Consider the following 16,536-nt stretch of genomic DNA (forward strand, 5'->3'; position numbering starts at 1 on the left):
TCACGGGGCGAGCGCGGAGCCGAAGGGCAGGTTGCGGACCACGGTGAAGACGGCCCACACGCCACCGATCAGCCACAGCTGCCAGGGCGCCGGGTCGAGCCGGGAAGGTCGCCCCCGCACCGCCCTGACCAGCCACCACACCATGAGCACGGCGAAGGCGGCGTAACCGGCGACGGCCATCGCGTTGGCCCCGAGGGCCCCGGCGAGGTCGCCGTGGACGAAGGCGTGGGCGCTGCGCAGCCCGCCGCAGCCGGGGCAGTACAGGCCGGTGTACCGCAGGAGGGGGCAGGCCGGGTAGTGGCCCGGTTCGTTGGGGTCGACGGTGCCGACGTACGCGAACGCCGCCGCGACCCCGGCGAGGGTGCCCAGCGGCGGCAGCAGCCGGCGGCGCAGCGGCGGCGGGGGCCCCGCAGGACGTGACGCACGGGCGGGCTCCGTCACGCCGGCGGGCGAGTGCGGCTCCCCGGCGGGCGGGTGCGGTGCGCCGGGGTGCGGCGGACCGTGGGGGGCGGTGGGGCGGGGCGGGTGCGTCCCGGCCGGGTGCGGGGGTCTCGTGGCGTCCACGCGCCGATTGTCACCGCTCGTACGGGGCGGCGCAGCCCGGCCGGGGCCGGACCGCGCCCCGTGTCGGACCGGGGTGGGCCGGTCGGCTCAGGCGTCGGCCGCGGCGCGGCGACGCGCCTCGGCGTGCTGCTGCGTCTCCTTGGGCATCCCGAGGCCGGCGGCCTTCATCCCGGCGCCGATGACACCGCCGAGCAGGACGACGCCGATACCGGCCCAGAAGCCGAGCGGGTTGGCCGCCACCATGAAGGCACCGGCGATGCAGAAGCCGATGAAGGAGATGGTGACGCCGGTCCAGGCGGCCGGGGTGTGTCCGTGGGCGCTGCCCGCCATGAGTTGCTCCTCGTTGATGTCGCTCTGTGGTGAGGCCCTGCCGAGTGCGGACGCTCGCGGCCATTCTTCCGCACGCGCGCCCGCCGGGTGACCCGGGGGTACGCCGCACGCGTCGGCCGGTCGCGGCAGGTGCCGTCAGGTGCGGTCGGTGGGGTCCTCGCCGCGGTCCAGGGCCTTCCACAGCTCGTCGGGCCGGTCGGGGTCGACCGCGCGGCGGGCGCCCCGCGCGCCGGGGCCGCCGTCGCGCTCGTACCGGCCGGACATGGTGGGCCAGGAGGAGCCGTGGCGCAGGGCGAGGAGCCCGGCGGCGAGGATCAGCAGGGCCGCCACGGCCGTGACGTAGGGCCAGGCCGTCTGGGTGAGGGCGGCGGCGCGCGCGGCGGTGTCGCCGGTGGCGCGGGCGGCCGCCTCGTCGAGCGCCGCGCGGTCGTACGCGCCGGCGACGGCCGCGGCGGCCGCGCCGGCACCGCTCAGCGCCAGGAGCAGGGCGACGAGGCGGCGGCCGGTCCCGCGCGCGGCGAGGACGGCGACGAGGGCGGCGAGCCCGACGACGGCCAGGGCGGTGGGCACTCCGGTGATGTCACCGCCGGCCGCCTCCAGGGTGACGGTGCCGCCGGGGCCGGCGACCCGCCCCTCGGTCCAGGTACGGCCGGAGGCGAGCAGCACGACGGCGGCCCCGGCGCCACCGAGGAGCAGGGCCGTGGCGAGGCTGCGGCGGGCGCCCGTGGCGGACGCCTCGCCCTGGCCGGCGGCACGGGGCTGGGGTTCGGGTGCGGCACTCACGTACCCACTATCCCCCATGCGGTCAGACGTGGTTCATCCGGTTGGCGGTGTGCACGGCGCGGAGCACCGCGGCCGCCTTGTTGCGGCACTCGGTGTCCTCCGCGACCGGGTCGGAGTCGGCGACGACGCCGGCCCCCGCCTGGACGTAGGCGGTGCCGTCGCGCAGCAGCGCGGTCCGGATGGCGATGGCGGTGTCCGAGTCGCCCGCGAAGTCGAGGTAGCCGACGGCCCCGCCGTACAGGCCGCGCCTGCCGGGCTCCAGCTCCTCGATGATCTGCATGGCGCGCGGCTTGGGCGCGCCCGACAGGGTGCCCGCGGGGAAGCAGGCGGTCAGCACGTCGAAGGCGGTGCGTCCCTCGGCGACCCGGCCGGTCACCGTGGAGACGATGTGCATGACGTGCGAGTACCGCTCGATGGACATGAAGTCGACGACCTCGACGGAGCCCGGCTCGCACACCCGGCCCAGGTCGTTGCGGCCGAGGTCGACGAGCATGAGGTGCTCGGCGCGCTCCTTCGGGTCGGCGATCAGCTCGTCGGCGAGGGCCTGGTCCTCCTGCGGGGTGGCGCCGCGCGGCCGGGTGCCGGCGATGGGGTGCACCATGGCCCGCCCGTCCTCCACCTTGACCAGGGCCTCGGGGCTGGAGCCGACGACGTCGAAGCCCTCGAAGCGGAACAGGTACATGTACGGGGAGGGGTTGGTGGCGCGCAGGACCCGGTAGACGTCCAGGGCGCTCGCCGTGCACGGCGTCTCGAACCGCTGCGAGGGCACCACCTGGAACGCCTCGCCGGCGCGGATGCGCTCCTTCACGTCCTCGACGGCCCGCTGGTACGCCTCGCCGCCCCACAGGGCGGTGTAGGCGGGCAGCTCCGACGGCGGCAGGACGGCGGAGGCGGACTCGGCCGGCTCGGTGAGGTCGGCCTGCATGGCGTCGAGCCGGGCGACGGCGTCCGCGTACGCCTCGTCGACGCCGGTCTCCAGGTCGTTGTGGTTGATCGCGTTGGCGATCAGCAGCACCGTGCCGTCCCAGTGGTCGAGCACGGCGAGGTCGGAGGTGAGCAGCATGGTCAGCTCGGGCAGCCGCAGGTCGTCGGTGCCGTGGTCACCGATGCGCTCCAGGCGGCGCACCACGTCGTAGCCGAGGTAGCCGACCATGCCGCCGGTGAAGGGCGGCATCCCGGAGGCCAGGTCTCGCGGGGTGTGCAGGGCCTCGACGGTGGCGCGCAGGGCCTTCAGCGGGTCGCCGTCGACCGGGACGCCGACGGGCGGGGTGCCGAGCCAGTGGGCCTGTCCGTCCCGGGTGGTCAGGGTGGCGGCGCTGCGCACGCCGACGAACGAGTACCGGGACCAGGAGCGGCCGTTCTCGGCGGACTCCAGGAGGAAGGTGCCGGGGCGCTCCGCGGCGAGCTTGCGGTACAGCCCGACCGGGGTGTCGCCGTCCGCGAGCAGTCGGCGACTGACGGGGATCACTCGGCGGTCGGCCGCCAGCTTGCGGAAGGTCTCGAGGTCCATGGCGCCCGACCCTACTCGCCCAGGGGCAGCACGTCGGCGTCGAAGCAGGTCCGGGCCCCGGTGTGACAGGCGGCGCCGACCTGGTCGACCCGGACGAGGAGGGTGTCGGCGTCGCAGTCGAGCGCGACGGACTTGACGTGCTGGACGTGGCCGGAGGTGTCGCCCTTGACCCAGTACTCCTGGCGGCTGCGCGACCAGTAGGTGCAGCGGCCGGTGGTGAGGGTGCGGTGCAGGGCCTCGTCGTCCATCCAGCCGAGCATGAGCACCTCGCCGGTGTCGTACTGCTGGGCGATGGCCGGGACCAGCCCGTCGGGGCTGCGCTTGAGACGGGCGGCGATGGCCGGGTCAAGGTTGCTGGTCATGCGGCCATTGTGCCGCGCGGAAGGGGCCGGTTCCGGCCGCGTCCACTGGGCGGACCGGGGGGCACCCCCTTACCCTTGCGGTCATGTCCACCCATGCCAAGCGTGAACGACTGCTCCTCGCCGACCTGTTGGAGGCCGCGGGGCCCGACGCTCCGACCCTGTGCGACGGCTGGACCACCCGCGAGCTCGCCGCGCACGTGGTGGTGCGCGAGCGCCGCCCGGACGCGGCGGCCGGCGTCCTGATCGGCCCGCTGCGGGGCCGGCTGGAGCGGGTCCAGGCGGAATTCGCGGCCAAGCCGTACGCCGAGCTCGTGCAGCTGGTCCGGGGCGGCCCGCCCCGGATGTCGCCCTTCTCGATCAAGCAGGTCGACGAGGGGGCGAACACGGTCGAGTTCTACGTCCACTCCGAGGACGTCCGGCGGGCCCAGCCGGACTGGTCGCCGCGCGAGATCGACCCGGTCTTCGCGGACGCCCTGTGGGCGCGCCTGGAGAAGCTCGCCCGCCTCTCCGCCCGCCGCTGCCCCGTCGGCCTCGTCCTGCGCCGCACCGACGGGCAGACGGCCGTCGCCCGCCGCGGCACCCCCGTGGTGACGGTGACCGGCGAGCCCTCGGAGCTGCTGATGTTCCTGTACGGCCGCCAGGAGGTCGCGCGGGTCGAACTGGACGGCGACAAGGAGGCGGTGGCGCGGGTGGCCGAGGCCAAACTGGGCATCTGACCGCGCCGGACCGCGCACGAGCGCCCGCGGTGGGGGCCGCGCCGACACCCGACGGGAGCGGCGCACGGGCCTCCACCGGCTCACGGGCCTCCGCCCGCGCCGGGCGTCCGCCCGCGCCGCCCCGGTCGCGCACGACCGGGGCGGCCGGCCCGGGGCTCCCCCGCGGGCCGGGCCGCCCCGGCCGGTGGTTCAGCGGACGGGGTGCCCCGCCTCGCGCAGCGCGGTCTTGACCTCGCCGATCCGCAGGTCGCCGAAGTGGAAGACGGAGGCCGCGAGCACGGCGTCCGCCCCGGCCTCGACGGCGGGCGGGAAGTCGGCGAGCCGGCCGGCGCCGCCGGAGGCGATGACGGGCACGGAGACGTGCGCGCGCACGGCCGCGATCATCGCCGTGTCGTACCCGTCCTTGGTGCCGTCGGCGTCCATCGAGTTCAGCAGGATCTCCCCCGCGCCGAGCTCGGCGGCCCGGTGCGCCCACTCGACGGCGTCGATGCCGGTGCCCCGGCGCCCGCCGTGGGTGGTGACCTCGAAGCCGGAGGCCGTCACGGTGCCCTCGGGGCAGCGCCGGGCGTCCACGGACAGGACGAGGACCTGGCTGCCGAACCGCTCCGACACCTCCCGGATCAGCTCGGGCCGGGCGATGGCGGCGGTGTTGACGCCGACCTTGTCCGCGCCGGCGCGCAGCAGCCGGTCGACGTCGTCGGCGCTGCGCACCCCGCCGCCGACGGTCAGCGGGATGAAGACCTGCTCGGCGGTGCGGCGCACCACGTCGTAGGTGGTCTCCCGGTCGCCGGAGGAGGCCGTGATGTCGAGGAAGGTGAGCTCGTCGGCGCCCTCGGCGTCGTAGAGCCTGGCCATCTCGACGGGGTCGCCCGCGTCGCGCAGGTTCTGGAAGTTGACGCCCTTGACGACGCGGCCGCCGTCCACGTCCAGGCAGGGGATCACGCGTACCGCGAGGCTCATGACGCGGCACCCCCGTCCCGGCGGTACGCCTCGACCTCGACCTCGACGACGAGCCGCGAGTCGACGAGGCCGGCCACGATGAGCATGGAGGCGGCGGGGCGGATCGCGTCGAACAGCTCCTTGTGGGCGCGGCCGACCTCCTCCGCGTCCCGGGCGTGCGTGAGGTACATGCGGGTGCGGACGACGTCCTCGGCGCCCAGCCCGAGCTGCGCGAGCGCGGCGAAGGCCACGCCGAAGGAGTTGATCGCCTGCTCGTAGGGGCCGCCCTCGGCGATGGCGCCGTCGACGACGGAGGTGCATCCGGAGACGAGGACGAGACCACCCGGCAGCTCCACGGCCCGGGAGTAGCCGAACTGCTCCTCCCAGGGGGCGCCCGTGGTCACACGGCGTACGGGATCGGTCATTCCGCCACCGCCGCGAGCGCCTCTTCCAGGGTGAACGCCTCGGCGTACAGCGCCTTGCCGACGATGGCGCCCTCGACGCCCTCCGGGACGAGCGCGGCGATGGCGCGCAGGTCGTCGAGGGAGGAGACGCCGCCGGAGGCGACGACCGGCTTGTCGGTGGCCGCGCAGACGTTGCGCAGCAGCTCGAGGTTGGGGCCCTGGAGCGTGCCGTCCTTGGCGATGTCGGTGACGACGTACCGGGCGCAGCCCTCGGAGTCGAGGCGGGCCAGCGTCTCGTACAGGTCGCCGCCGTCGCGGGTCCAGCCGCGGCCGCGCAGCGTCGTGCCGCGGACGTCCAGGCCGACCGCGATCTTGTCGCCGTGCTCGGCGATGACCTTGGCGACCCACTCGGGGGTCTCCAGGGCGGCGGTGCCGAGGTTGACGCGGGTGCAGCCCGTGGCGAGGGCCGCGGCGAGGGAGGCGTCGTCGCGGATGCCGCCGGACAGCTCCACCTTGACGCCGTGGCCCGCGAGGCTCCCGGCGACCTCGGCGATCAGCGCGCGGTTGTCACCCGTGCCGAACGCGGCGTCGAGGTCGACCAGATGCAGCCACTCGGCGCCCGCGCGCTGCCACGTCAGGGCCGCCTCCAGCGGGGAGCCGTACGACGTCTCCGTGCCGGACTCGCCGTGGACGAGCCGTACGGCCTGGCCGTCCCGGACGTCGACGGCGGGGAGGAGTTCGAGCTTGGTCATCTCAGCGGTCCTAGCCTCTGGGCGGGGTTCGGTCGGTGGGGGCGGTGGGGGCGGGTCAGAGGGTGTCGAGCCAGTTGGTCAGGAGCCGGGCTCCCGCGTCACCGGACTTCTCGGGGTGGAACTGCGTCGCCCACAGGGCGCCGTTCTCCACGGCGGCGACGAACCGCTCGCCGTGCGTGGACCAGGTGACCAGGGGCGCCCGCAGGGCGGGGTTGGCCGTCTGGAGGCTCCAGTCGGTCACGGCGTAGGAGTGGACGAAGTAGAACCGCTCGTCGGGGTCGACCCCGGCGAACAGGGCGGAGTCCCCGGGGGCCTCGACGGTGTTCCAGCCCATGTGCGGGATGACGGGGGCCTTCAGCGGCCCGACCGTGCCGGGCCACTCGTCGAGGCCCTCCGTCTCGACGCCGTGCTCGACGCCGCGGGCGAAGAGGATCTGCATGCCGACGCAGATGCCCATGACGGGCCGGCCGCCGGCGAGCCTGCGGCCCACGATCCAATCGCCGCGGGCCTCCTTGAGCCCGGTCATGCAGGCGGAGAAGGCGCCGACGCCGGGGACGAGCAGGCCGTCGGCGTTCATGGCGCGGTCGTAGTCGCGGGTGATCTCGACGTCGGCGCCGACGCGGGCGAGGGCGCGCTCGGCGGAGCGGACGTTGCCGAACCCGTAGTCGAAGACGACGACCTTCTTGGCAGTGCTCATGCCGCTCATTCCCAGATTCCCTGGATGCGCAGGACGCCCGCCGCGAGGCACATCGCCGAGGCGACGGCGAGGAGGACGATCAGGCCCTTGGGCATCCGCTGCTTGCTGAAGGAGTACACGCCGCCGGCGAGGAAGAGGCCGACGACGATGAGGATGGTCGACAGACCCGTCACAGCGCGCCCTTCGTGGAGGGCAGGATGCCGGCGGCCCTCGGGTCGCGCTCGGAGGCGTACCGCAGGGCGCGGGCGAGGGCCTTGAACTGGCACTCGACGATGTGGTGGGCGTTGCGGCCGTACGGGACGTGGACGTGCAGCGCGATCTGGGCCTGGGCGACGAACGACTCCAGGATGTGCCGGGTCATCGTCGTGTCGTACGAGCCGATCATGGGGGCCATGTTCTCGGGCTCGGTGTGGACCAGGTAGGGGCGGCCGGAGAGGTCGACGGTGACCTGGGCGAGGGACTCGTCCAGCGGGACCGTGCAGTTGCCGAACCGGTAGATGCCCACCTTGTCGCCGAGGGCCTGCTTGAAGGCGGCGCCGAGCGCGAGGGCGGTGTCCTCGATGGTGTGGTGCGAGTCGATGTGGAGGTCGCCGTCGGTCTTGACGGTGAGGTCGAACAGCCCGTGGCGGCCGAGCTGGTCGAGCATGTGGTCGTAGAAGCCGACGCCGGTGGCGACGTCGACCTTGCCGGTGCCGTCGAGGTCTATCTCGACGACGACGGACGTCTCCTTGGTGGTGCGCTCGACGCGTCCTACGCGGCTCATGAGCTCTGCTCCTTCTTCAGTGCGCGAACCGCATCCAGGAACGCGTCGTTCTCTTCGGGCGTGCCGGCCGTGACCCGCAGCCAGCCCGGTACGCCGTTGTCGCGGACGAGGACGCCGTGGTCGAGGATGGCGCGCCAGACGGCGTGCGCGTCCTCGAAGCGCCCGAACTGGACGAAGTTGGCGTCCGAGTCGGTGACCTCGTAGCCGGCGGCGCGGAGCCCGTCGACGAGCCGGTCCCGCTCGGCCTTCAGCTGGGCGACGTACCCCAGCAGCGTATCGGTGTGTTCGAGCGCGGCGAGGGCGGTGGCCTGGGTGACGGCGGACAGGTGGTACGGCAGGCGGACGAGCTGGACGGCGTCGACCACCGCGGGGTGCGCCGCGAGGTAGCCGAGGCGCAGACCGGCCGCGCCGAACGCCTTGGACATGGTGCGGGAGACCACGAGGTGCGGCCGGCCCTCGATGAGCGGCAGCAGCGAGGGGCGGTGGCTGAACTCGACGTACGCCTCGTCGACGACGACCAGGGACGGCTTGGCGGCCTGGGCGGCGTCGTGGAGGGCGAGGACGGTGTCGGCGTCCACGGCGGTGCCGGTGGGGTTGTTGGGGGACGTGATGAAGACCACGTCGGGGCGGTGCTCGGTGATGGCGCGGGCCGCGGCCTCCACGTCGAGGCCGAAGTCGTCGCGGCGGGGACCGGAGATCCAGCCGGTGCCGGTGCCGCGCGAGATGAGGCCGTGCATGGAGTACGAGGGCTCGAAGCCCATCGCGGTCCTGCCCGGGCCGCCGAAGGTCTGGAGGAGCTGCTGGAGGACCTCGTTGGAACCGTTCGCCGCCCACACCTGGCGCGTGCCGACCTCGTGGCCCGTGGTCCGGGTGAGGTAGCGGGCGAGCTCGGTGCGCAGCTCGACGGCGTCGCGGTCGGGGTAGCGGTTCAGGGCGCGCGCCGCCTCGCGGACCCGCTCGGCGATCCGCTCGACCAGGGGTTCGGGCAGCGGGTAGGGGTTCTCGTTGGTGTTGAGGCGTACGGGCACGTCCAGCTGGGGCGCGCCGTAGGGGGACTTGCCGCGCAGCTCGTCGCGGATCGGCAGGTCGTCGATGCGGATCGTCACTGCTGGGGCACCTTCCACCCGAACCTCGCCTTGATCGCCGCGCCGTGCGCCGGCAGGTCCTCCGCCTCCGCGAGCGTCACCACGTGGTGGGCCACGTCGGCGAGGGCGTCGCGCGTGTAGTCCACGATGTGGATGCCGCGCAGGAAGGACTGCACGGACAGGCCCGAGGAGTGGCAGGCGCAGCCGCCGGTGGGCAGGACGTGGTTGGAGCCGGCGCAGTAGTCGCCGAGCGAGACCGGCGCCCACGGGCCGACGAAGATCGCGCCGGCGTTGCGCACGCGCGCGGCGACGGCCGCGGCGTCGGCGGTCTGGACCTCCAGGTGCTCGGCGCCGTACGCGTCGACCACCCGCAGGCCCTCCTCCACGCCGTCGACCAGCACGATCGCCGACTGCCTGCCGCGCAGGGCGGGCAGGATCCGGTCCTCGACGTGCCGGGTGGCGGCGACCTGCGGCGCCAGCTCCTTCTCGACGGCGTCGGCCAGCTCGACGGAGTCGGTGACGAGGACGGCGGCGGCGAGCGGGTCGTGCTCGGCCTGGCTGATGAGGTCGGCGGCGACGTGCGCCGGGTCGGCGGTGTCGTCGGCGAGGACGGCGATCTCCGTCGGGCCGGCCTCGGTGTCGATGCCGATCCGGCCGGTGAAGTACCGCTTGGCGGCGGCGACCCAGATGTTGCCCGGGCCGGTGACCATGTCGGCGGGGGCGCAGGACTCCGTGCCGTACGCGAACATGGCGACGGCCTGGGCGCCGCCCGCGGCGTACACCTCGTCGACGCCGAGCAGGGCGCAGGCGGCGAGGATGGTCGGGTGCGGAAGGCCGTCGTGGTCCTTCTGCGGCGGGGACGCGAGGGCGATCGACTCGACGCCCGCCTCCTGCGCCGGGACGGCGTTCATGATCACGGACGAGGGGTAGACGGAGCGGCCGCCCGGGGCGTACAGCCCGACGCGGCCGACCGGGACCCACTTCTCGGTGACCGTGCCGCCGGGCACGACCTGGGTGGTGTGCGTGGTGCGGCGCTGCTCGCGGTGGACGATCCGGGCGCGCCGGATGGACTCCTCCAGGCCCGCGCGGACGGCCGGATCCAGCTCCTCCAGGGCGCGGGTGAGCGCGGCGGCCGGGACCCGGACCCGGTCGAGGGCGACCCCGTCGAACCGCTGGGCGTAGTCGATCAGCGCCGCGTCGCCCCGATGGTGCACGGCCTCGCAGATGGGCCGCACCTTCTCCAGGGCGGCTTCCACGTCGAACTCGGCACGGGGGAGCAGGTCGCGCAGAGCGCCGCCCGTCGGCAGGGCGTCGCCGCGCAGATCGATACGTGAGATCACGGGTCAATTCTCGCAGACGCCTCCGCGGTACCGGTCGCCCGTATCACTGGCTGATACACGCCACACCACCCGTCGGATGTCACACCTGACAGTTGGCGTTCAGTCCGTCACTCAGCGGGAAGAACAGCCGTACGACCTGGGGAAAGCGAGGGGGCGGCAGTGACCGAGCCGCAGGACGATCGCGATGACGAACTGCCCGGCGACCTGACCCCGGCCGAGCTGGGGATGTGGCAGGCGTTCCGCATCGGCGCCTGGTACGACCTGCGGTCGGGCCATCCGGTGCTGGACGACCCGTTCGCGCCGCGCACGTGGCCCGAGGAGCGGAGCGTCCGGGCGCGGGTGGTGGCCCGGCTGCTGCTGTCGGGGCCGCCGGCCCTGGCGGGGCGCGTGTCGGCGCTGAAGCTGCGCGGGGCGCGGATCACCGGCACGCTCGACCTGGCGGGCGGCACGGTCGACCCGTACGTCGAGCTGCAGGGGTGCGTCTTCGAACACGAGGTGGTGCTGCCCGAGACGCGGTTCAGCACGCTGCGCCTCGTCGGGTGCGCCGTGCCCCGGCTGGAGGCGGCCCGCCTGCACACGGAGGGCGACCTGCACCTGCCGCGCTGCCGGGTGGCGCGCGGCGTGCGGCTCACGGACGCGCAGATAGGCACCGACCTGCTGATCAGCCAGATCCACGTCCAGCCGGACCGGCGCGGCCGGGCCATCGTCGCGGACGGGCTGACGGTGGCGCAGGACCTCCAGGCCGAGCTGATCGAGACGTACGGCGAGGTGAGCCTGCGGGGCGCGAAGGTCGGGGTCTCGCTCAGTCTGCGCGGCAGCCGCCTGCGCGGCGCCGAGGGGCGGCGGGCGCTGAACGCCCCGCAGCTCAGCGTGGAGCGCACGCTGTACCTGACGGGGGCGTGGGTGAGCGAGTCGGTGGGAGGCCCGGACGACCACCTCGGCGGGACGCCGCCGTACGGCCTGGCCGACGTCAACACACCGATGCGGGGCACGCGGATGCGGCCCTTCGAGTGCCGGGGCGGGGTGCGGCTGGACGACGGGCGGTTCGGGGACGCGATCGACCTCCACCAGGCGCGGTTCGTGCTGACGTCGGCCCGCAGGGAGGAGCTGTCGCTGCGCAGGATCGTCACTCCGGAGCTGCGCTTCACCTCCGAGCGGCCGGAGGAGGGCCGCGTGGTGCTCAACGGCGCGAAGGTCGTCACCCTGGTCGACGAGGCGGCCAGCTGGCCGGGGCCGGGCGGCCTGGCGATCAGCGGCTTCGTGTACGAGAACCTCGTGCCGTACGGCCACTTCCCGCTCTCTCAGCGCCTGGAGTGGGTGGCGGCGGCGACCCCGGAGTACGCCCCGGAGCCGTACGAGCGGCTGGCGGCCGTCCTCCGGGGCAGCGGGGAGGACGCCGACGCCCGGGAGGTGCTGCTGGCCAAGCAGCGGCGCCGCCGCGAGACGCTGCCGCTCGCCGCGAAGACGTGGGGCTTCCTGCAGGACTGGACGGTGGCCTACGGCTACCGTCCCGGCCGGGCCGCGGTGTGGATGGCGGTGCTGTGGGCGGCGGGCGCGTGGGCCTTCTCGTACTACGACCCGGTCCCGATCAAGCAGGACGAGTTCCCCCAGTGGAACGCCGTGCTGTACGCGCTGGACCTGCTGGTGCCGGTGATCAACCTCGGCCAGGAGGGCTACTGGCGGCTGTCGACGGGGTGGCAGTGGGTGTCGACGGTGCTGATCCTCGTGGGGTGGATTCTGGCCACGGCGGTGGCGGCGGGCGCCTCCCGGCTGCTGCGGCGCGGCTGACGCGCCGCTGGTGGGCGCCGGACGCCGGGCCGGGGCCGCGGCCGGTGCCCGCTCTCCCCTTCCGTGTCCACCCCGCCGCTTTCTTTACCGCCTCTTGACGTTCGTCAGGACAACCATCCTGCCGCCACGAAAGCTTCACAGCCGCTCTCTGGCGCCGCTCCCACCTGCGGTTTTCAATGGGCGGCACCATGTCTCTGCTCCGCGCCCTGATGGGCTCCGCGCGCACGGTCCGGCCCGGCACGCCGCCCCGCGACGGGCTGCCGCCGGACGGCTCCGTGCTGCTGGACGCACCGGACGACAGGCTCGGCCCGGCGCTGGTGGCCGCCGCGCTCGGCAACCACATTCCGGCCGCCCGGCTGCTCGCCGCCACCCGCGCCGCCGCCGAGTGGGAGTGGCGCGACCGGTACGCCGTGCGGCTCGCCGCGTTCGCCCACAGTCGCGGGGACTGGCTGACGCAGTGGCGCGCGCGGACCCCGGACGACCCGGACGCGCTGCTCGTCGTCGCGCAGCTCGCCGTCGACCGGGCCTGGGCCTCGCCGGCCCGCGCCGAGCGGCTGCGGGAGGTGGAGCCGGTGGTCCACGCGGCGGCCGAGGCCGCGCCCCGCGACCCCGTGCCGTGGCGGATCGCCCTGGACCACGCGCGCGGCGGCCACGCCGCCGACGCGCTCTTCGAGGCGCTGTGGGAGCAGGCGGTCCGCCGGTCCCCGCACCACCACGGCTGCCACGTGGCGGCCCTGGAGTACCTCTCGGCGCGCTGGTACGGCTCCCACGACGCGTGCTTCGACTTCGCCGAGGCGGCCGCGCTCGACGCGCTGCCCGACTCCCTCGTGCGCGCGCTGCCGCTGCGCGCCGCCCACGCCCAGCTGGTGGCCGGCGGCACGGGCGGGGTCCCGGCGGCGCGGATCGACGCGGCGGCGGACCTGGCGATCGAGCTGTCCGCCCGCCACCCGGTGGGCGACGCCTGGACGGCCGAGGTGCGCAACCTGCTGGCGTACGTGCTGATGGCGCGGGGGCGCTGGGGGGCGGCGCTGGAGCAGTTCCGGCTGATCGGGGCGCGGGCGACGACGTTCCCGTGGGCGGCGGTCGGCTCCGGCGGCGACGGCGTGGATCCGCTGGGCCGGTTCCTGGAGGCGCGCGACCTGGTGCGGCGCGCGAGCGTGCGCCGGGTGCGCTGAGGCGGCGCGCGGGGCGGCGCGGCGGTGTCCGAGCGGGGCTCGTCGGGCGGCGCGGCGGTACCGGAGCGGGGCACGCCGCGGTGGCGCGGCGGTACCGGAGCGTGGACGGCCGGACGGGCCCGGAGCCGCGGCCATTACGCTTGAGCGCTGTGACCACCGCTCGCCTGCCCCTCTTCCCGCTGAACGCGGTGCTTTTCCCCGGCCTCGTGATGCCGCTGAACGTCTTCGAGGAGCGCTACCGCGCCATGATGCGCGAGCTCCTCAAGACCGACGACTCGCAGCCGCGCCGCTTCGCCGTCGTCGCGATCCGCGACGGCCACGAGGTGGCGCCGACGGCGCCGGGGCTGCCCGACCAGACGACGCTGCCGGAGAAGGGCCCCGCCGCGGGATTCGGCCCCGACCCCGCCCGGGCGTTCCACAGCGTCGGGTGCGTCGCCGACGCGGCGACCATCCGGGAGCGGCCGGACGGCGGCTTCGAGGTGCTGGCGACCGGCACGACCCGGGTGCGGCTGGTGTCCGTCGACACGAGCGGCCCGTACCTCATGGCGGAGCTGGAGGAGTTGGAGGAGCGGCAGGGCGAGGGCGCGGGCGCGCTCGCCGAGGGGGTGCTGCGGGCCTTCCGCTCGTACCAGAAGCGGCTGGCGGGGGCCCGCGAGCGGTCCCTGGCGACCGGCGCGGAACTGCCCGACGAGCCGTCGGTCGTGTCGTACCTGGTGGCCGCGGCCGCGGTACTGGACACGCCGTCGAAGCAGCGGCTGCTGCAGGCGCCCGACACGGCGACCCGGCTGCGTGAGGAGCTGCGCCTGCTGCGCGCCGAGACGGCGGTGCTGCGCCACCTGCCCTCGCTGCCGGCGGTCGACCTGACGCGGGCTCCGACGAGCCCCAACTGACGGCGCCGACGAGCGCGGGCCGACGGACCGGCGGACGGCGGAGGTCGGGCACGGACCGGCGGACGGCGGAGCGGCGGAGGTCGGGCCCTGAGCGGCGGGCGGCGGAGCGGTGCGGACCGACGGACGGGGATGGGGACGGAACATGGCGAAGAAGACCAGGAAGCAGACGGGCGGCACCCCGGCGACGGTGGCCCTGACGGCCGCGGGGACGCCCTTCACCGTGCACGAGTACGCGCACGACCCGGCGGCGCCGTCATACGGCGAGGAGGCGGCCGAGGCACTCGGGGTCTCCCCCGACCGGGTCTTCAAGACCCTGGTCGCCGACGTCGACGGGGCCCTCACGGTCGCGGTGGTTCCCGTGGCGGGCCAGCTGGACCTGAAGGCGCTCGCCGCCGCCGTGGGCGGCAAGCGCGCGGCGATGGCCGACCCGGCGGCCGCCGAGCGGACGACCGGGTACGTCCGGGGCGGCATCTCGCCACTGGGGCAGCGCAAGCGGCTGCCGACGGTCCTGGACGCGTCGGCGTCGCGGCACGAGACGATCTGCGTGTCGGCGGGGCGGCGCGGCCTTGAGGTGGAGCTGGCCCCGGCGGACCTCGCCAGGCTGACCGGCGCCGTCCTCGCCCCCGTCGGCCGCCTCTGACGCCCCGGCGCTCCCGGCGTGCGCCGCGGACGGCGCGCCGTGCGCGGGGCGCCGGCGCGCTCGGCCGGACGGCTCGGGTCAGGCGCCGGAGCCGGACGGCGGGGCGCCGGGACCGGACGGCGGCGTCGACCCGTGGGGCGCGGGCCCGTGCGGCGTGGTCCCCGGCGGAGTGGTCCCCTGCGCAGTGGGCGCGTGAAGGGCCGGGCCGTGCGGGACGAGGTCCCATTCCGGCTCGGGGTCACGGGGGGTGAAGAGCGCCGTGAGCGCCAGGTGGACGGCCATCGCCGCGACCGGCCACGCCAGCAGCACGCCGTACGCGTGGAGTTCGAGCGGCGCGTCGAAGGTGACGCCCTCGCCGACCGCCCGCGCGCGCGCCACCACGTCGTGCGTCGGGCCGAGGAGGGTACCCGTGCCCCAGCCCAGGACGGAGCCGAGCACACCGCCCAGGGCCAGGCCCACGACCACCGCGATGCCGCCGCGGCGCTGGAGGAGGAAGACGGCCGGCGCGCTGACCGCGCCGAACGCCAGGCCGAGCAGCAGGAACACGCCGTCCGTGCCGACCGCGCCCTCGCCCTCGGAGTCCGTCAGCAGGACGGCCGTACCGTCCGACACCAGCGGGATGCGCGGCGCCAGCCACAGCCACAGCAGGCCCAGCGCGAACCCCGCGACCGCCACCGCGAGCAGCACCACGGCCCCCTGCCGCACCTCCGTGGCCGCGTCCGGTGCCGCTTCCTCGTCCTTCGCGTACGGGTGCGGGGACGGGGCCGGGGAGCGCTGCGGCCACGCGGCGGGACCGCCGGGCGCGTCGCCGTGCGGCGGAGTGCTGGGGGTGTCGTTCGGCACGTGCTCACTCGCGGGCTGCTGGGACGGGGGAAGGGGTGCGGTCACGCTGTCATCGTGCCAGGCGCGGTACGGCGCCGCCTCACCGGACGGCCGCCCGGCGGTACGCCCAGGTGGCCGCGGCGAGCGAGGCCACCCCGACGACCGCGCACACGGAGAGGTCGAGGGCGACCGCGCCCCAGTCGGGGCGGGCGTCGAAGGTGCGGGCCAGCGCCTCCACCCCGTACGTCGACGGCAGCAGGTCCCGCGCCCACCCGATCGGACCGGGCAGCCGGTCCGCGGGCAGGACGCCGAGCAGCAGCGCGGCCGACATCCCGAGCTGGCCGAGCAGGGTGGCGAGCTCCTGGCGCGGGGCGAGCAGTCCGAGCGCGGCGCCGAGCCCCGAGAGGGCCGCCCCGGAGAGCGGGACCACCGCCACCAGCACCCACAGGTGCGTGAGGGGCAGCTGGAACAGGAGCGACCCGGCGACGGCGGTGACGACCGTGCCGGGCACCGTGAAGGAGGCGTACGCCCCGGCGGCGCCCAGCACCACCGCCGCGGGCGGTACCGGCAGCGTGGCGTAGTGGTCGAGGCCGCCGCTCGCGCGCAGCTGGCCGAAGTACTGGGCGAGGAGGTTCAGCGCGACGAACGCCACGACGAGGACGGACGACCCCGCGACGACCGCGCGTGCCTCCGCGCCGCCGTCGACGACGCCCCGCATCAGGACCATGATCCCGACGGACTGGAACGTCGCCACGAACAGCAGCGGGATCCGGGCGACCCGCGCCCGGGACAGCTGCGCCCGGTACACGGCCGCGAGCGCCGGCAGCAGCCGGGCGCGGGGCGCGAGGGGCGCCTCCCGGCGCTCGCCCGCCCCCGCGGCGGACGACCGGACGACCCCCGTCGAGAGCGCCTCCACTGGCAGAGTGCTCACCGTTCCCAGCTCCTGTCCTCGCTGCCGACGCCCTGGCCGGGCCGC

The 16,536-nt window shown here is 75.4% G+C and carries 20 protein-coding genes; 5 read left to right on the forward strand and 15 right to left on the reverse strand.

Annotation, left to right across the window (positions count from 1 at the left end):
• The 5 genes from ACF053_RS17365 to hisI form a co-directional block, all read right to left on the reverse strand.
• Entirely contained in the window at positions 1-564 is a 564-nt protein-coding gene (locus ACF053_RS17365; protein ID WP_391954687.1) for a DUF2752 domain-containing protein, read from the reverse strand.
• Positions 565-651: 87 nt separating this feature from the next.
• Positions 652-894, reverse strand: a complete 243-nt coding sequence (locus ACF053_RS17370) for an HGxxPAAW family protein (protein ID WP_391954688.1) — start codon at positions 892-894, stop codon at positions 652-654.
• 135 nt (positions 895-1,029) lie between these two features.
• Positions 1,030-1,695, reverse strand: a complete 666-nt coding sequence (locus ACF053_RS17375; RefSeq protein WP_391954689.1) for a TIGR02234 family membrane protein — start codon at positions 1,693-1,695, stop codon at positions 1,030-1,032.
• 4 nt (positions 1,696-1,699) lie between these two features.
• Positions 1,700-3,187 (reverse strand): anthranilate synthase component I, encoded by a 1,488-nt coding sequence (locus ACF053_RS17380; RefSeq protein ID WP_391954690.1) that lies wholly within the window; start codon positions 3,185-3,187, stop codon positions 1,700-1,702.
• An 11-nt stretch (positions 3,188-3,198) separates the two neighbouring features.
• Entirely contained in the window at positions 3,199-3,549 is a 351-nt protein-coding gene (gene hisI / locus ACF053_RS17385; protein ID WP_058941852.1) for a phosphoribosyl-AMP cyclohydrolase, read from the reverse strand.
• An 83-nt stretch (positions 3,550-3,632) separates the two neighbouring features.
• Here hisI and ACF053_RS17390 point away from each other — a divergent pair, with 83 nt between their 5' ends.
• Positions 3,633-4,265 carry a TIGR03085 family metal-binding protein gene (locus ACF053_RS17390; protein ID WP_391954691.1) on the forward strand — a complete coding sequence of 211 codons (633 nt, stop codon included), beginning with the start codon at positions 3,633-3,635 and terminating at the stop codon, positions 4,263-4,265.
• A gap of 189 nt (positions 4,266-4,454) precedes the next feature.
• Here the strand turns inward: ACF053_RS17390 and hisF are convergent, their stop codons facing one another.
• Genes hisF through hisD form a run of 8 tightly spaced genes read right to left on the reverse strand, consistent with a single transcriptional unit; the run spans position 4,455 to position 10,245 of the window.
• Positions 4,455-5,225 carry an imidazole glycerol phosphate synthase subunit HisF gene (gene hisF, locus ACF053_RS17395; RefSeq protein ID WP_058941850.1) on the reverse strand — a complete coding sequence of 257 codons (771 nt, stop codon included), beginning with the start codon at positions 5,223-5,225 and terminating at the stop codon, positions 4,455-4,457.
• Positions 5,222-5,629 carry a RidA family protein gene (locus tag ACF053_RS17400; protein ID WP_058941849.1) on the reverse strand — a complete coding sequence of 136 codons (408 nt, stop codon included), beginning with the start codon at positions 5,627-5,629 and terminating at the stop codon, positions 5,222-5,224. Before ACF053_RS17400 ends, hisF begins: the two co-directional genes overlap by 4 nt.
• Positions 5,626-6,360: a bifunctional 1-(5-phosphoribosyl)-5-((5-phosphoribosylamino)methylideneamino)imidazole-4-carboxamide isomerase/phosphoribosylanthranilate isomerase PriA gene (priA, locus tag ACF053_RS17405; RefSeq protein ID WP_391954692.1), complete on the reverse strand. Its 735-nt coding sequence runs from the start codon at positions 6,358-6,360 to the stop codon at positions 5,626-5,628. Before priA ends, ACF053_RS17400 begins: the two co-directional genes overlap by 4 nt.
• A 55-nt stretch (positions 6,361-6,415) precedes the next feature.
• Positions 6,416-7,057, reverse strand: coding sequence for an imidazole glycerol phosphate synthase subunit HisH (gene hisH / locus ACF053_RS17410; RefSeq protein ID WP_058941874.1), 642 nt, complete (start codon positions 7,055-7,057; stop codon positions 6,416-6,418).
• 5 nt (positions 7,058-7,062) lie between these two features.
• Positions 7,063-7,230: a hypothetical protein gene (locus ACF053_RS17415; protein WP_058941847.1), complete on the reverse strand. Its 168-nt coding sequence runs from the start codon at positions 7,228-7,230 to the stop codon at positions 7,063-7,065.
• Positions 7,227-7,820: an imidazoleglycerol-phosphate dehydratase HisB gene (gene hisB / locus ACF053_RS17420; RefSeq protein WP_058941846.1), complete on the reverse strand. Its 594-nt coding sequence runs from the start codon at positions 7,818-7,820 to the stop codon at positions 7,227-7,229. The genes ACF053_RS17415 and hisB overlap by 4 nt, the downstream gene beginning before the upstream one ends.
• Positions 7,817-8,926, reverse strand: a complete 1,110-nt coding sequence (locus tag ACF053_RS17425) for a histidinol-phosphate transaminase (RefSeq protein WP_391954693.1) — start codon at positions 8,924-8,926, stop codon at positions 7,817-7,819. The genes hisB and ACF053_RS17425 overlap by 4 nt, the downstream gene beginning before the upstream one ends.
• Positions 8,923-10,245, reverse strand: coding sequence for a histidinol dehydrogenase (gene hisD, locus ACF053_RS17430; RefSeq protein WP_391954694.1), 1,323 nt, complete (start codon positions 10,243-10,245; stop codon positions 8,923-8,925). The genes ACF053_RS17425 and hisD overlap by 4 nt, the downstream gene beginning before the upstream one ends.
• Positions 10,246-10,470: 225 nt before the next feature.
• Between hisD and ACF053_RS17435 the strand changes: the two genes are divergently transcribed.
• The 4 genes from ACF053_RS17435 to ybaK all read left to right on the forward strand — a co-directional run bounded on the left by ACF053_RS17435 (position 10,471) and on the right by ybaK (position 14,738).
• Positions 10,471-12,033 carry an oxidoreductase gene (locus ACF053_RS17435; protein ID WP_391954842.1) on the forward strand — a complete coding sequence of 521 codons (1,563 nt, stop codon included), beginning with the start codon at positions 10,471-10,473 and terminating at the stop codon, positions 12,031-12,033.
• A gap of 188 nt (positions 12,034-12,221) precedes the next feature.
• Positions 12,222-13,208 carry a hypothetical protein gene (locus ACF053_RS17440; RefSeq protein WP_391954695.1) on the forward strand — a complete coding sequence of 329 codons (987 nt, stop codon included), beginning with the start codon at positions 12,222-12,224 and terminating at the stop codon, positions 13,206-13,208.
• A gap of 149 nt (positions 13,209-13,357) precedes the next feature.
• Positions 13,358-14,098 carry an LON peptidase substrate-binding domain-containing protein gene (locus ACF053_RS17445; protein ID WP_391954696.1) on the forward strand — a complete coding sequence of 247 codons (741 nt, stop codon included), beginning with the start codon at positions 13,358-13,360 and terminating at the stop codon, positions 14,096-14,098.
• Between the two features lie 142 nt (positions 14,099-14,240).
• On the forward strand, positions 14,241-14,738 hold the full coding sequence (gene ybaK, locus ACF053_RS17450; RefSeq protein ID WP_391954697.1) for a Cys-tRNA(Pro) deacylase: 498 nt from the start codon (positions 14,241-14,243) through the stop codon (positions 14,736-14,738).
• A 78-nt stretch (positions 14,739-14,816) separates the two neighbouring features.
• Here ybaK and ACF053_RS17455 read toward each other — a convergent pair whose 3' ends face one another.
• Positions 14,817-15,626, reverse strand: coding sequence for a DUF2567 domain-containing protein (locus tag ACF053_RS17455; protein WP_391954698.1), 810 nt, complete (start codon positions 15,624-15,626; stop codon positions 14,817-14,819).
• A gap of 34 nt (positions 15,627-15,660) precedes the next feature.
• Positions 15,661-16,491 carry an ABC transporter permease gene (locus tag ACF053_RS17460; RefSeq protein ID WP_079047002.1) on the reverse strand — a complete coding sequence of 277 codons (831 nt, stop codon included), beginning with the start codon at positions 16,489-16,491 and terminating at the stop codon, positions 15,661-15,663.
• Between the last annotated feature and the right edge of the window lie 45 nt (positions 16,492-16,536).

This window comes from Streptomyces kanasensis, assembly GCF_043077165.1.
Taxonomy (GTDB): Bacteria; Actinomycetota; Actinomycetes; order Streptomycetales; family Streptomycetaceae; genus Streptomyces; species Streptomyces changanensis.